This is a genomic window from Alcanivorax sediminis, assembly GCF_009601165.1.
In the GTDB taxonomy this organism is placed as follows: Bacteria; Pseudomonadota; Gammaproteobacteria; order Pseudomonadales; family Alcanivoracaceae; genus Alcanivorax; species Alcanivorax sediminis.
In genome coordinates this window covers 1289728-1305262 of record NZ_WIRE01000001.1, presented here as the reverse complement: position 1 = coordinate 1305262, position 15535 = coordinate 1289728, and the positions used below count along the sequence as shown (strand labels likewise).

General features: G+C 56.4%; 10 protein-coding genes. 1 reads left to right on the top strand and 9 read right to left on the bottom strand.

Translation table 11 applies throughout. The features are described from left to right. Window positions 1–6: 6 nt before the first annotated feature. The 9 genes from gltB to GFN93_RS05840 form a co-directional block, all read right to left on the bottom strand. On the bottom strand, window positions 7–4470 hold the full coding sequence (gltB, locus tag GFN93_RS05880) for a glutamate synthase large subunit (RefSeq protein ID WP_153499730.1): 4464 nt from the start codon (window positions 4468–4470) through the stop codon (window positions 7–9). A 164-nt stretch (window positions 4471–4634) separates the two neighbouring features. Next, a complete protein-coding gene (locus tag GFN93_RS17540; protein WP_328594307.1) occupies window positions 4635–6086 on the bottom strand; it encodes an SPOR domain-containing protein in 1452 nt (483 codons plus the stop codon). After that, on the bottom strand, window positions 6076–7155 hold the full coding sequence (gene aroB, locus GFN93_RS05870) for a 3-dehydroquinate synthase (protein ID WP_153499728.1): 1080 nt from the start codon (window positions 7153–7155) through the stop codon (window positions 6076–6078). The genes GFN93_RS17540 and aroB overlap by 11 nt, the downstream gene beginning before the upstream one ends. 66 nt (window positions 7156–7221) lie before the next feature. Beyond that, the gene (gene aroK / locus GFN93_RS05865) at window positions 7222–7755 is read right to left on the bottom strand and encodes a shikimate kinase AroK (protein WP_328594306.1); all 534 of its coding nucleotides are present in this window, start codon (window positions 7753–7755) and stop codon (window positions 7222–7224) included. Further along, entirely contained in the window at window positions 7752–9878 is a 2127-nt protein-coding gene (pilQ, locus tag GFN93_RS05860; RefSeq protein ID WP_194285751.1) for a type IV pilus secretin PilQ family protein, read from the bottom strand. Before pilQ ends, aroK begins: the two co-directional genes overlap by 4 nt. Window positions 9879–9898: 20 nt before the next feature. Further along, window positions 9899–10429 carry a pilus assembly protein PilP gene (locus GFN93_RS05855; protein ID WP_235901687.1) on the bottom strand — a complete coding sequence of 177 codons (531 nt, stop codon included), beginning with the start codon at window positions 10427–10429 and terminating at the stop codon, window positions 9899–9901. Next, the gene (locus tag GFN93_RS05850) at window positions 10426–11109 is read right to left on the bottom strand and encodes a type IV pilus inner membrane component PilO (protein ID WP_407921787.1); all 684 of its coding nucleotides are present in this window, start codon (window positions 11107–11109) and stop codon (window positions 10426–10428) included. Before GFN93_RS05850 ends, GFN93_RS05855 begins: the two co-directional genes overlap by 4 nt. Next, window positions 11096–11671, bottom strand: coding sequence for a PilN domain-containing protein (locus GFN93_RS05845; protein ID WP_153499724.1), 576 nt, complete (start codon window positions 11669–11671; stop codon window positions 11096–11098). The genes GFN93_RS05850 and GFN93_RS05845 overlap by 14 nt, the downstream gene beginning before the upstream one ends. Beyond that, on the bottom strand, window positions 11671–12735 hold the full coding sequence (locus GFN93_RS05840) for a pilus assembly protein PilM (protein WP_328594305.1): 1065 nt from the start codon (window positions 12733–12735) through the stop codon (window positions 11671–11673). Before GFN93_RS05840 ends, GFN93_RS05845 begins: the two co-directional genes overlap by 1 nt. Before the next feature lie 199 nt (window positions 12736–12934). On the opposite strand from GFN93_RS05840, the gene GFN93_RS05835 reads away from it, so the two are divergent. After that, window positions 12935–15532: a penicillin-binding protein 1A gene (locus GFN93_RS05835; protein ID WP_153499723.1), complete on the top strand. Its 2598-nt coding sequence runs from the start codon at window positions 12935–12937 to the stop codon at window positions 15530–15532. The last annotated feature ends 3 nt before the right edge of the window (window positions 15533–15535 follow it).

The window sequence follows — 15535 nt, the reverse complement described above, 5'->3', positions numbered from 1 at the left end:
CCTCTGTTATGCCGGATTGGCACGCGTGGAGTTCAGCAGGCTGTCCAGGCTCGCGGCCTTGGGCTTCACCAGCCAGAACTTGCGGCTCATGGCATCAAAGTTATCCAGAATATACTGGCCCCACTCGCTGCCGGTCTCTTCAACGTATTCGCTGATCACGCCGCGCAGGTGGCTGCGGTGAGACTCGGTGGCTTCAGAGCTGATGCGATGCAGTTCGATCAGTTCCGGGTTGATGCGGTCGAAGAAGTCGTTATCTTCGTCCAGTACAAAGGCAAAACCACCGGTCATGCCCGCACCGAAGTTGTGGCCGGTGCGGCCCAGTACGGTGATGCAACCACCCGTCATGTATTCGCAGCAGTGGTCGCCTGCGCCTTCCACAACGGAGTGGGCGCCGGAGTTACGCACCCCGAAACGCTCACCGGCGGTACCCGCGGCAAACAGCTTGCCGCCAGTGGCACCGTAAAGACAGGTGTTACCAATAATGGCGGTTTCCTGACTCTTGAACGGGCTGCCCACGGGCGGACGAATGACCAGCTTGCCGCCAGCCATGCCCTTGCCCACGTAGTCGTTGGCATCGCCTTCGATATACATGTGCAGGCCGCCGGCATTGAACACGCCGAAGCTCTGGCCAGCAGTACCGGTAAAGCGCACCTTGATGGGAGCACTTTCCATGTCCAGGTTGCCGTATTTCTTGGCGATCTCACCGGAAATACGAGCCCCCACGGAGCGATCACAGTTGGTGATCTCGTAGTGGAAGGAGCCACCGGACTTGCTGTCGATGGCGACCTGCATGTCTTCGACCATCTTCTGGCTGAGCAGTGCCTTGTCGAACGGCTCGTTGCGGCTCACCTGACAGTGAGTCGGCTTGTCGGCCGGCACCAGGTCGTTGCGCAGGATCGGTGTCAGATCCAGCTTGGCCTGACGCGCGGTTTCACCTTCCAGCACTTTCAGCAGGTCGGTACGTCCGATCAGCTCGGGAATGCTCTTCACCCCCAGCACGGCCAACAGCTCACGCACTTCCTGAGCCACGAAAGTGAAGTAGTTGATCAGCAGCTCGGGAGCACCGATGTAGTGTTCCTTGCGCAGGTCATCACGCTGGGTGGCAACACCGGTGGCGCAATTGTTCAGGTGACAGATACGCAGGTACTTACAGCCCAGCACGATCATCGGCACGGTACCGAATCCGAAGGACTCGGCGCCCAGGATAGCCGCCTTGATCACGTCCAGCCCCGTCTTCAGACCACCATCGGTCTGCAGACGGATCTTGTCACGCAGATCGTTACCGCGCAGGGCCTGATGCGCTTCCGCCAGACCCAGTTCCCACGGTGAACCCGCGTAACGGATGGACGTCAGCGGACTGGCCGCGGTACCACCGTCGTATCCGGAAATAGTGATCAGATCGGCATAGGCCTTGGCCACACCAGAGGCAACGGTACCCACACCCGGCTCGGAGACCAGCTTAACGGATACCTGGGCATCCGGGTTGACCTGCTTGAGGTCAAAGATCAGCTGAGCCAGATCCTCAATGGAATAGATGTCGTGGTGCGGCGGCGGTGAAATCAGGGTCACGCCAGGCACAGAGTGACGCAAACGGGCGATCAAGGTATTCACCTTGCCCCCCGGCAGCTGACCACCCTCACCGGGCTTGGCACCCTGGGCCACCTTGATCTGCAGCACTTCAGCATTCACCAGGTAGTGAGGTGTCACACCGAAACGGCCTGAGGCGATCTGCTTGATCTTGGACACGCGCTCGGTACCGTAACGGGCAGGATCTTCACCACCCTCACCGGAGTTGGAGCGACCACCCAGGCGGTTCATGGCCGTGGCAATGGCTTCGTGGGCCTCAGGGCTCAAGGCACCGAGAGACATACCGGCAGAGTCAAAGCGCAGCAGGATATCCTGCAGCGGTTCCACCTCGTCCACACTGATCGCGTCCACGTCATCACGCAGGGCGAACAGGTCACGCAGGGTGGCCACAGGACGATTGTTGACCAGCTCGGCATACTCACGGTAGGCGTCGTAGTCATTGTCCTGGGTGGCACGGTGCAGGGCATGGATCACGTCTGGATTGAAGGCGTGATATTCCTTGCCGTGGATGAACTTGAGGATACCGCCAGCGTCGATAGGCTTGCGCTGCTTCCAGGCATCCTTGGCCAGGCTCAGCTGGTCCGCTTCGAAATCTTCAAAGCCGGCCCCCTGAATACGACTGGCCACACCACGGAAACACAGATCCACGACTTCGCTGTTGATACCTACCGCTTCGAACAACTGGGCGCCCCGATAGGAGGTAATGGTGGAGATCCCCATTTTGGAGAGGATCTTCATCAGGCCCTTGTTGATGCCCTTGCGGAAGTTCTTCTGCAGCTCAACGGCATCACCCAGCAGCTCGCCAGAACGAACCATGTCGGCGATCACGTCATAGGCCAGGTACGGATAAACCGCGGTGGCACCGAAACCAAACAGCACAGCAAAGTGATGGGAATCACGAGCCGTGGCCGTTTCAACAATAATGTTGGCATCGGAACGCAGACCGGTTGAGGTCAAAGAGTGATGCACCGCACCGGTAGCCATCAGAGCCGGTACCGTCAGGGTATCCTGGCTGATGCCATGGTCCGTCAGCACCAGAATCACCTTGCCATCGCGCACCGCCTGCTCGGCTTCGGCGCAGATGTTCAGCACCGCCTGCTTGAGGCCCACCTGTGGATCGTAGTGCAGGCTGATCTTGGCCACATCGTAGCCAGGACGATCGATGTTCAACAGGTTGGTGAACTTGGAGTGCGACAATACCGGTGTGGACAGGATCGCGCGATCAGCATGATCGGCGGTTTCCTCGAACACATTGCGCTCGGCACCCACACAGGTTTCCAGGCTCATGACGATCGCTTCACGCAGCGGATCGATGGGCGGGTTGGTCACCTGGGCAAATTGCTGACGGAAGTAGTCAGACAGCTGGCGCTCACGGCGGGACAGTACCGCCATGGGGGTATCGTCGCCCATGGAGCCGGTGGCTTCCTGGCCGGACTCGGCCAGCGGGCGCAGCACCTGATCACGCTCTTCAAAGCTGATCTGGAAGAATTTCTGGTAGCTGAGCAGATCCTGCGGGTCCACCTCGTCGGTACGGCCCACTTCGTGGTCGTAGTCCGCCTCGATACGCAGGGCATTGCTCTTCAGCCAGTCACGATAGGGGTGACGCACTTTCAGACGGTTATCGATGTCCCTGGTGTGCAGCACTTCACCGGTTTCGGTATCCACGGCCAGAATCTGACCCGGTCCGACACGGCCCTTCGCCACCACGTCTTCCGGCTTGTAGCCGTAGACACCAATTTCTGACGCCAGAGTGATGAAACCGTTCTTGGTCACGACCCAGCGCGCCGGGCGCAAACCGTTACGGTCAAGCATACAAACAGCGTAGCGCCCGTCGGTCAGCACCAGGCCAGCCGGACCATCCCACGGCTCCATGTGCATGGAGTTATATTCGTAGAAGGCACGCAGATCGGCATCCATGGTGTCCACGTTCTGCCAGGCAGGCGGGATCATCATGCGCACCGCACGGAACAGATCCATGCCCCCGGACAGCAGCACTTCCAGCATATTGTCCATGCTGGAAGAATCAGAGCCGGTACGGTTTACCAGCGGGCTCAGCTCTTCCAGGCCAGGCAACAACTCATTCTGGAACTTGTTTTCACGTGCCAGCGCCCAGTTACGGTTACCTTGAACAGTGTTGATTTCACCATTGTGTGCCAGGTAACGGAACGGCTGAGCCAGCGGCCACTGCGGCAGGGTGTTGGTGGAGAAGCGCTGATGGAACACCACAATGGCGGTTTCCATGGCGCTGTCACCCAGGTCCGGGAAGAAGGTCGGCAAGTCCACCGGCATCATCAACCCTTTATAGGAGATGACCGAGGCAGACAGGGAGCAGACATAAAAGTAGCCATCGCTTTCGACAGCCTTCTCGGCATGCCGGCGGGCAAAGAACAGGCGACGGTTCAGTTCCTGCTCGGAGTTACCGTCCGCAGCCACCAGCACTTGCCAGAAACCTGGCAGAGAGGCACGCGCCAGCTCACCGAGACACGCGTCGTCAGTGGGCACTTCACGCCAGCCCAGTACCTGCACGTCCTGCGCTTCCAGGGCGGCATTGATGGCGGCTTTCTGCTTGTCGGCTTCAGCGCTGTCAGGGTGAGTGAACACCATGCCTACGCCGTAGTTATCCGGCAGACTGATGGACTGCTCTTTCGCAACCTTGCGGAAGAAAGAGTCGGGTTTCTTGAGCAACAGACCGCAGCCATCACCGGTTTTTCCGTCGGCATTAATGCCGCCCCGGTGGGTCATACATGTCAGTGCTTCAATGGCGGTTTGCAAAAGCTCGTGGCTGGCGTTGCCCTCCATATGGGCAATCAGACCAAAACCACAGTTGTCCCGGAATTCTCCGGGCTCAGTGAGCCCCCGCACCAGCGTTGAGTTCTGCTGCATCAAAACCTTTTCCTCTTGAAATTCAGAGACTTACAGAAGGCAAATGGCGTCAGGCCAGTGGTGACGGCAAAAAAGGGATATGCATTCTACACATTGCGGGGTTGGGCGACAAATTGAACACGTGCCCAACCCGCATTTTTTGTTATCAAGACGTCGCGAAACTTCTAAAGTTCGCCGCGAATGTCGGCCATCTTGCGGGGAAATGGGCCAGCTTCCCTCAACTTTGCCGGTAACGAAGACTTTGCATCCAGCGCGGCCTGACGGCTGGAATAATCCCCCGCCAGCACCAGCCAGACCGTCTTTCCGTTGCGCTGCGCCTCATAATAGGCCCCTTTGCGATCGATCTGGTCCAGCACCCGGCGAGCCCCCTCCTGCTGACTTGTCGCAGTGATCTGCAGGAACCAGTCAGCATCATCCTGAGTCGCCAGCCATCCAGCATGACGATAACCTTCGGCATCCACAAGCGGCTTCGGCTGTGGTGAAGACTCAGCGACAGCAGGCTCAGGCGCCTCTGCAGGCTTAGGGTCCCCAGGGGCTTGCGATAACGTCATGACCGTATCCTTTTGTGGCGGATCCGACTGCATCACGGGATCGGAGACAGGCTCGAGTATCACCTCTCCGTCCTCACGCACCTTCAGATCTTCCAACCGCGCCACCGGCTCCATGGTCGGCGTCATCGGCTGCACCTCATCACTGCCGGTCGCATCGATTGGCAACTCATTGGCAGCAGGCTCTGCTGGCACCGGCAAGGCGATGACCCGGGTAGACGGGTCTTCCTGTGAATTAGAAGAAAGCCCGAACCATAGCAACGCCACGACCACCAACAAACCTGCCACCGCAGTTATATGCCGCCAGGGTGGCTCAGCACGATCGTCAGACGACTCCTCGCCCTCGTCCTCCCAACCTGAATCATCCTCCAGGTCCGCCTCGGATTCCTCATCCTGATGACGGGCACCAAAACTCAGTGACGCTTCATCCTCATCCGTCGATATCGAGGAAGCCAATGGACTTTCCGGCGCCAGCGACGCCAGTACCTGCCCCAGATTCCCTTCGCAGCGGTCGCAAAGAGAGGCCGATTCTCCGTCATCCAGCTCCAGCCCCAGTACAAACCAGGCACAATCCTGAATATCTTCTGCAGTCAGCGCGGGCAAGCTCAAGCGGTCATCAACAACAAAACCCGCCGCCTTGACCTGCTCCAGACAAGCTGACTGGCCACCGAAGAAGTACCCAAGCCTTCCACCCAGCTTCTGCTTGAGAGAAGCCATGGTCGCCAGCGCGTCTTCAGACAACGCCTCGCTGTTGTCGACCACCACCACAATGCGTCCATCCACGAGTGTCCGGCGCAGCGTTTCCGGCAGCTCCGGGCGCTCGATATTAAAATGGCGCAACAGTGCTTCCACCACCACATTACCATCGTGAGGGTCGTGGCCATCAATCCGCACCACCTCCAGATCGTCCAGCAGCGCCATCACCGCCTGTCCTAGCAGCGTCGAAACACCACTACCGGAATCGCCATCCACCACGACGACCGAGCCCAGCCCGGCATGAGCCGTTAGCGCCTCAAGGTAGTCGCCACGTGAGGCACCACTGAAAAAACGATCTTCATCAAACTCCACAAAACGTCTCCAGTGTCCTGTCCAGCGCACCCTTGTCGTAGTCCGCCGTCACCACAGCCTCTCCCAATGCCTTGAGCAGCACCAGCCTCAGCTGTCCGTTGTGCACCTTCTTGTCCATGGCCATCAGATCCAGAAACTGCGCCGGCGTCATGCTTGCGGGAACCGTAACCGGCAGATTCCAGGTTGCCAGCAGCGCCGTCAGATCCGCCTCCAGACCCGGCTCCACCCAGCCCAGCTCACATGACATACGCACCGCCATAATCATGCCCATGGCCACCGCTTCACCGTGCAGCCAATCGGTATAGCCGGTCGCCGTTTCAATGGCATGACCAAAAGTATGGCCCAAATTCAGCAGGGCACGATTGCCCTGCTCGGTTTCGTCATCGGCAACCACCTGCGCCTTGTTTTCACAGCTGCGAAAGATTGCCTCTGCAATCGCATCTGCTTCTCTGGACAACAACTTGTCGTTATTGGTTTCCAGCCAGCGGTAAAAAGGCAAATCACGAATCAGACCGTACTTCACCACTTCGGCATAACCTGCCGCCAGCTCTCGGGCAGGCAGCGTCTCAAGCACCTCGGTATCAATCAGCACCAGTCGAGGCTGATAGAACGCACCAATCATGTTTTTGCCACGAGGATGGTTAACCGCTGTTTTCCCTCCTACGGAGGAGTCCACCTGCGCCAGCAGAGTGGTCGGCACCTGGATAAAATCCACGCCACGCTGATAACAGGCCGCAGCAAATCCGACCATATCGCCAATCACGCCACCACCCAGCGCCACCAGCGTGGTGGTGCGGGAGTGGCGCTTGCTCATCAGCGCATCAAAAATAATTTCCAGGGTATCCAGTGTCTTGAACTTTTCCCCGTCAGGAAGAATCAGGGTGTCGCACTGTAGATGGCCAAACTGACTGACCAGCCTGTCCAGATAGAGGGGAGCGATGGTTTCGTTGGTGATAATCATCACCTGGTTGCCGCGGACCTGCTCCGCCAGCGGGAAGCTGTCGAGCAACCCTTCACCGATGTGAATAGGGTAACTGCGCTCGGCCAGAGCCACCTGAAGTGTGCGCATCATCTCTCCGCATTTGAATGGTTGCCAAAGCCTGGCAGGCGGGTCGCACCTGCGAGTTTGCGGACATTATCCTTGTCGGTGAGAAGCCAAACAAGCCAGCACGTCATCAGCCACCTTCTTGAGGTTGCCGGAGGCGGTAGACACCACGTGATGAGCCACCTCCCGATAGAGAGGGTCCCGCTCGGCAAACAAGGCCTCCAGCCGCGCCTGGGGATCTGCGGTCTGCAGCAGAGGACGGTTGCGGTCATTTCGGGTCCGGGACAGCTGCACTTCTACCGGTGTCCACAGATAGACCACGCAACCCCGCTCATGCAGCAAGCGACGATTTTCCGGTGTGACCACCACGCCGCCGCCGGTAGCAAGGACGATGCCATCCAGCGCAGACAGCTCTTCAATCACCTCATGCTCGCGACGACGGAAGCCGGCCTCTCCCTCCATATCAAATATCCAGGGGATATCCGCACCGGTTTTTTCTTCGATGACCCGGTCTGAGTCGTAGAAAGGGTAATCCAGAATCTGGGAAAGGTGTCGGCCCAGGGTGCTTTTACCTGCACCCATCGGGCCGACCAATATCAAGGAAGGGTTACTTGCTTCTATCACCGATTCGCCAACGCATCCTTCATCAAGCGCGGCGTGATAAAGATAAGCAGTTCCTGCTTGTTGTCACGCTTGACAGTCTTCTTGAACAGGTTTCCGATCCACGGCAGATCACCCAGGAAAGGTGTCTTGGTTACCGAGTTGATCTTTGACTGCTGGAAGATACCACCAAGCACGACAGTTTCGCCATCATTAACCAATACAGAGGTTTCCACCCTGTTTGTATCAATGGCCGCAGTTGCACCACTGAAAGAGTCATTATTCACTTTCAGGCTCATAATAATATTGCCATCGGGCGTGATATGAGGCGTTACCTCAAGGCGCAGCTCAGCTTCTTTGTACTCAATTGAAGTAGCGCCGGAGGAAGTAGCAACCTCAAACGGAACCTGCTGGCCTGACGCGATCACCGCTGGCTGCTGATCGGCAGTCAACACCTTCGGTGTCGCCACCAACTCACCATGCCCCTCAGCCTCAAGGGCAGAAAGCTCCAGCTCTATCAACCCTGATGCGATGTCAGTAAAGCCAACCGCAAAGCGGGAAGCACTCGCTGACTCCACGCCCAAGTCGACTAAAAGGTCATCAGTGTTATCTCCGTCTGGAATAATAAATTCCTGTGAGATCGTTCCGTCTTCCTCAAACTCTGTCTCGAGATTGGTCCCATGGAGGTCTCGCAGCGGCTGAATCCGGCCGGAATAGACAAATGAACTACCTTTGTTAATGATAGAGTTATTGTCATAACCAATACCCCCCCAACGAACGCCAAACTCATCACTGAGATCATTCGTTGCGATAACAACCCGCGCCTCAATCAGCACCTGCTGTACGGGTATATCCAGCTGCTCAATCAATTCACGGATATCCTCGAGCTTGGCTGCGGTGTCTTGAACAATCAGGGTATTCGTACGCTGGTCCACAACAACCGAACCACGCTCAGAAACAAGAGCCTCGCCCTCACCACCAGCATGCCCAATCAGCTTCTTGAGATCGCTTGCATTGGCATAATTGATATTGATGTATTGCGTACGCAACGGTGCTAGCGCTTCGATTTTTTTCTGGCTTTCCAGTTCCAGCTGTTCACGTGCCGCAATTTCATCCGCTGGCGCCACTAGCAGAACATTACCCACCTGACGCTTGTCCAGGCCCTTAGTCTTCAGAATCAACTCAAGCGCCTGATCCCAGGGCACATTCTGCAGTCGCAGTGTAATACGCCCATCAACAGTATCAGAAGCTACAAGGTTCAAACCGGTGAAATCAGCAATCAGCTGCAGAACTGAACGCACCTCAATATCCTGAAAGTTTAACGACAACTTTTCGCCGGTGTACTCGAATGCATCTTTCTTCTTTCGTTCAGCTTCGGCTCGCGTAATTGGCTTCACATTGATGCTGAACTGGTTATCCGCCTGGTAGGCAAGATATTCCCAAACACCCGTGGGCTCAATTTCGACGATGGTACTTCCATCAGACACTTTCACATCGACCATTTTTACGGGAGTCGCAAAATCAGTCACATCCAGCTTTCGAATCAATTCATCAGAAATACCTGCACCGACAAAACGCGCCACGATCCGTCCACCCTCTTCCTGCACATCAACAGGAATTGACGCCTTTGACAGATTGATAATTACACGCCCTTCACCTTCATCACCGCGCCGAAAGTCGACGGCTTTGATGGCGGACTCACCTGCGGACTCTTGCACAGTGCTGCTGGATGTTTGATCCCCCCCGAGCATCACAACCAAAGAGTCACCATCGACACTGGTCGAGTAACCTGTCAACGAGTCCAGGTTAAAGATCAACCGTGTCCTGTCTTTTGCTTCAACAATAGTGACACTGCGTGCATTACCAGTACCAAGGTTCTGCCGCTTACCCGTAATCGAGCTATCAGCCCCGAGCAAATCCAATGCAATGCGGGCGGGCTGCTCAATACTGTAGCCCTTGGACTCCGGAACACCGCCTTCGAATTTAAGGCGAATCTCCATTGAATCACCCGACAACGCATTGGCCTCGATAGATTTCAGGGTCGCAGCCATGGACAAAGAGCTTGCGCCCCCAAGAACCCCTATCAACACCAGCCGCGCCAGACGCAGGGATGCGTTCATTTTCTTACTCATAATTGTAGTTTTCATAACTGGATCCCCAGCGACTGTTATTCGGCGATTGTGACGTTACTGGCGCGCTCCACCCAACCATCACGACCATCCGGAACGATTTCAACAAGACTAACATTCACATCAGACACTTCTGCTACACGCCCAAAGTTCTTACCCATGTAGCTCCCTGGGCGCACCCGGGTCACTGCTCCGGAAGGATCAGCAATCAAAGCCTGAAGCGGCTCTCCAGGGCGAGAGATGGTGCCCACCATTTTCAGGGCATCCAGAGAGAAGCGCTCAAGGTATTCCTTGGGCCGCCCCATATCGGGTTCCACCTTACGGCCATCCGGCACAGCAATCACTTGCTGGTCCACAGGGGGACTAAATGGCGACCGCAACTGATGAGCTCCATAAGTGTACGACGCCACTGGCTTGAACTCTGGCGGCGGCTCGATACGCCCACGTGGGCGTGCCTTGATTTCCTCAAGCTGTGCATCCAGCTGCGCCAAATTAGCACCAGAACCACACCCTGTTAACGTCGAAAGAGCGAGCAACATGACGGGCAGAAATAATATTTTTTTCATCATGCCCCTCTCCCCCTGGCTGCACCGGGCTTGGCACCAGGTGCCGTATCTTTATTAGAGTAACGATACGTTCTTGCCGTAACATCCAAATAGAGCAAACCAAGAGCCGCCAACGGGCCATCTTTATTATCGGGCCTTGAAACCATGAAGTCATGAAGGGTTACAATTCGAGGCAGTGCAGCAACTCCCGACACAAACGATCCGAAGCTGTGATAATCCCCGATCACTCGAATCTGGATCGGCAGCTCCACATAGAACTCTTTTGCGACCTCATCACGAAGTTCAATTTTTTCAAATTCGAGACCACTACCCAAGCCCGTATGCGTTATATCTTCAAGCAAGCCCGGGACTTCGGTATCTTTCGGCAACTGTTTGAGAAGCGCCCCGAAAGTCTGCTCCATTTCAGCAAGCTGTTTGCGAAACTGGTCAAGATTGTGAGCTTCAAAGGCTTTTTTCTCAAAAGACTGCAGCAGTGACTGCTCTTCCACTCGTTGCTGGTCAAGAGTTACATACAAATCTTTGATAGAAACGAAATATCCTAGACCGAGCACTAATGCCAGAATCAATACAGCAGCCAGAATTTTTACAGGCGTTGGCCACCCACCGACATTTTCGAAGTCCAGTCCATTAAGCTGCTCGACCAGCTCACTGAGATCCATGTTTTTCAACTCAGAGGCGCCCATTTTTTTCTTCCTCCTTGCCGCTTCCTGATGACTGCTTAACCGTTAACACGAAGCTGTTCAGCCCCGAACCGTCATCCATGGATGTCACATTTAGCAGGTTCGCTTCCTGGAACCAGTCAGATTCATCCAAGCTACGCATCAATCGAGAAATCCTGTTATTGCTTTCCGCCATCCCCTCAATCGTGAACAGCATCCCCTTTCTCGATATTTCGTTGTAATACACGCCATCAGGAAGGGTTTTAACCAACTGGTCAAACACATACACGATGGATGGCCGGTTACCTTGCAGGCTTTGAATGACCTCCATTCGCGCAACCAGTTCATCCCGGCGCGCCTTGAGCTCTTTGATCTCTTTGATTTTCTCATCAAGCTCTGAGGTCTTAGCCTGGATATGGCTATTTCTTGCCCGCTGATCGTTAATCTGTTGGTCTACATTCCCCTGCCACAACCAGAAGAGCAGGCCCCCGATCAGGGCAGCCACAACCAGCATGACGACGAATTCCTGCTGCTGCTGCTTACGACGCTCTTCACGCCAAGGCAACAAGTTAATTGTTGTTGTCATTACTCGAAGCTCCTCAGCGCCAAACCGCAGGCAATCATCAATGCCGGCGCGTCATTGGCAATAGCAGAGGCACTAACCTTGCTCGCCAAAGCCATATCACTGAACGGATTGGCCACAGAACAGCTGGCCCCCACCTTTTCCTCCACCAGATCATCCAGCCCGCCAATCGATGCCGACCCCCCCGCCAGAAGGATGTAATCCACTTCATTGAATTGGGTAGAACCATAGAAGAATTGCAGTGACCGATTCACTTGCTGCACCACAGCATCCTTGAAGGGCTGAAGCACTTCGCTTTCATAATCGTCAGGAAGCTCACCGGTCTTTTTGGCGAGCCCTGCTTCTTCCATGGAAATGCCATAACGGCGCTGAATTTCTTCGGTCAGCTGCTTTCCGCCAAAGAGCTGCTCACGGGTATAAACGCTACGCCCCTGGTGAAATACATTGAGGGTAGTCATTGTGGCGCCGATATCGAAAACAGCCACTGTCTCCAGCTCATCACTGTTCGGCAACCCCGGGAGAACCAACTGGAAAGCCCGCTCCATCGCATAGGCCTCCACATCAACAACCTTTGTCTGAAGCCCCCCGATTTCCACAGCGTCGGTTCGCATCTCCACGTTTTCGGTTCTCGAGGCTGCAACCAGCACCTCTACCCGGTCTTCGTTCCCCTCTACCGGACCGACCACCTGAAAATCCATTCGGACTTCGTCCATCGGATAAGGAATGTATTGATCAGCCTCTGCCTTGAGCTGAGCCTCAAGATCATCCTCGCTCAGCGAGGCATCCTGTTCGATCAATTTGGTGATCACCGCAGAGCCGGAAACCGCTACCGCAGCCACCTTGACCCCGGGACGGGCGCGACTGACCAAGCGGGCGATGGCATCGCCAACCCCTTCCACATCGGTGATATTCTTCTCGACAACCGCATTGGCCGGAAGGGGCTCAACCCCGTAGCTTTCGACCTTGTAACGGTTTCCGGATTTGGACAGTTCCAGCAGCTTGACTGCGGTAGAACTGATGTCGATCCCCAGTAGTGTCTGGGCCTTTTTTCTGAGGAAAGGCAGCACTGTCGTCGTCCCGTCTGGTTATTATTGAAGTGTTTTTTCTTGCTAAAGATACACTTACAGGTTTTTTATGTCGAATTACTTTAGGTGTAAGTAATAGCAGAACAGATATTAGATCACAACAACCTTTCCACCATATAATGATCCACTTCACGGGCCGGCTAGGCCTTTCTACCGATCCCAGCCAGTAGTTGCCGAAAACATGCGTTTACCCACCTGGACCCGATTCCTCCTCCTCCTTGCCACCGCCGGCGCAGGCGGCGGCCTGCTTGTACTTGCTGCCAGCTACCTCTATCTGGCGCCGCAGCTCCCTCCTGCCAGCCAGATCCGCGAGGTGGAATATCAAATCCCGTTGCGCATTTATAGTCGGGATATGAAGCTTATTTCAGAATATGGCGAGAAGCGACGCCAGCCTGTTTCCTATGATCAGCTGCCGCAGCCGCTGGTGCAGGCCATCCTTGCTGCCGAGGACGAGCGCTTCTTCAGCCACAACGGGGTTGACCTGAAAGGCCTGCTCCGTGCTGCCGTGGAGCTGGCCCGCTATCGGGAGATCCGTTCCGGCGGCTCCACCATTACCATGCAGGTAGCTCGGAACTTTTTCCTAGGCCGGGAACAGCGTTTTCTGCGCAAGTTCAACGAAATTGTGCTCGCCATCCAGATCGAAAGGGTGCTCAGCAAGGAAGAAATCCTCGAGCTATACCTCAACAAGATTTATCTGGGGCACCGGGCCTATGGGGCAGAAGCCGCAGCGCAGGTCTACTATGGTAAATCCATCAGTGACCTGAGTGTGGCCCAACTGGCCATGATCGCAGGTCTGCCCAAGGCCCCCTCCGCCTATAACCCGATCACCAATCCGGAGCGGGCCCTGTTAAGACGAAACTGGATTCTTTTCCGCATGGAAGAGACTGGCGCACTCACCCACGAGGAACGCCTTTCAGCCCAGGAAGCCCCGGTGACTGCCCGTTTCCATGCTGCCCAGCCTGAAGTGGATGGCGCCTACTTCGCAGAAATGGTGCGCCTGCAGGCCATGGAACTGATTGATGACGACCTCTACACCGCGGGGATTCGTATCGTCACCACTCTGGACAGTGAACGTCAGTCCAACGCAGTGAAGGCGCTCCGTGATGGGCTGCACGACTATGACGAACGCCATGGCTACCGTGGACCACTGGACAAGCTCGATATCAGCGAGCTGCCTGCTCTGCCGGGTATCACCTCTGCCAGCACCGAGGCCGCCCCGGACCTGGACACCGCTCCCGACACAGCCGAAGTCGATACCGAACTGAGTGAGACCATGATGGGGCTCGACCCCGACATTGCCTCCTGGGCTGCCCTGATCAAGGATCGCTCCCGCATCGGCCCACTGAACCCGGCCATTGTGACCGCCATCGGCGACCAGGAAGCTGACATCCTGTTCAGGGACGGCAAACGTGCGCAACTGGCCTGGGACGATATCCGCTGGGCCCGTCGCCATATCAATGACAAGTACGTCGGCGATGAACCCAGCAAGGCAAGCCAGGTGCTGGCGCCCGGCCACGTGATCTATGTACGCCCGACGGGCAGCGGCGACAATCGACGCTGGCGACTGGCCGAGCTGCCACGTGCCCAGTCCGCACTGGTATCACTTGACCCGCATACCGGCGCCATTGAGGCCATGCAAGGCGGATACAGCTTCTCCGTGTCCAACTTCAACCGCGCCGTGCAAAGCAAGCGCCAGGCCGGCTCGGTGTTCAAGCCGTTCATCTACACTTCAGCCCTGGAGAACGGCTTTACCCCCGCCTCCATCATCAATGACGCTCCGGTGGTATTTGATGACGAAAAGCTGGAAACCGCCTGGCGCCCCACTGGCGCCAGCGGCAAATTTTACGGCCCTGTTCGCATGCGCGAAGCGCTCTATCGCTCTCTCAACCTGGTCTCCATACGCATTCTTCGCCAGATTGGTATCAGCCAGGCCATGGGCACCCTGGAACGCTTTGGCCTGCCCATCGACACCTTCCAGCGTGACCTTTCACTGGCACTGGGGAGCGCCAGCGTGACCCCCATGGAAATTGCCACCGCCTACAGCATCTTTGCCAATGGCGGCTACCGTGTGTCTCCCTGGGGCATTCTACGCATCGAAAAAGAAAACGGTGACGTGCTCTGGAAAGCACCGGAAATCGAGTTCTGCGACGAAGGCTGCCAGCAACCGGAAACAACAACCGTCGAACTGGAACCCGTTGCCGAACCGCCCTCCCTGGCCGAAGTACTGCACAAGGACGAGATGGCAAGCAGCACTGATGAAGACCAGGAAGTAGTGACGATTCAGCCCGATCCCGTGGTTGCACCCCGGGTGCTGGATGCCCGCGTCGCCTGGCTGATGTACTCCATGATGCAGGACGTCGTCCGCCGCGGCACAGGCCACATGGCCAACACTCTCGGCCGTCGTGACCTGGCAGGAAAAACCGGCACCACCAATGACCAGGTGGATGCCTGGTTCTCTGGCTACTCGCCTGAGCTGGTGGCCACCGTCTGGGTGGGCTTTGACAACCCCAGCACCCTTGGCTGGGGCGAATACGGCGGCAAGGCAGCCCTGCCCATCTGGATGGACTATATGGGGCCCGCCCTGAAAGGCGTCCCGGACAGCCAGCTGGAACAACCCAGAGGCATTACCACGGTACGTATCAATCCGGAGAACGGTCTCCTGGCCCGCCCACAGAATCCCGACAGCGTCACGGAGTATTTTGTTGAGGACCAGCTTCCGGATCTGGAGCCGCCGCTGGGTCTGGCTGGCGGGAACAATGCACCAGAGCAAATTTTCTGACGC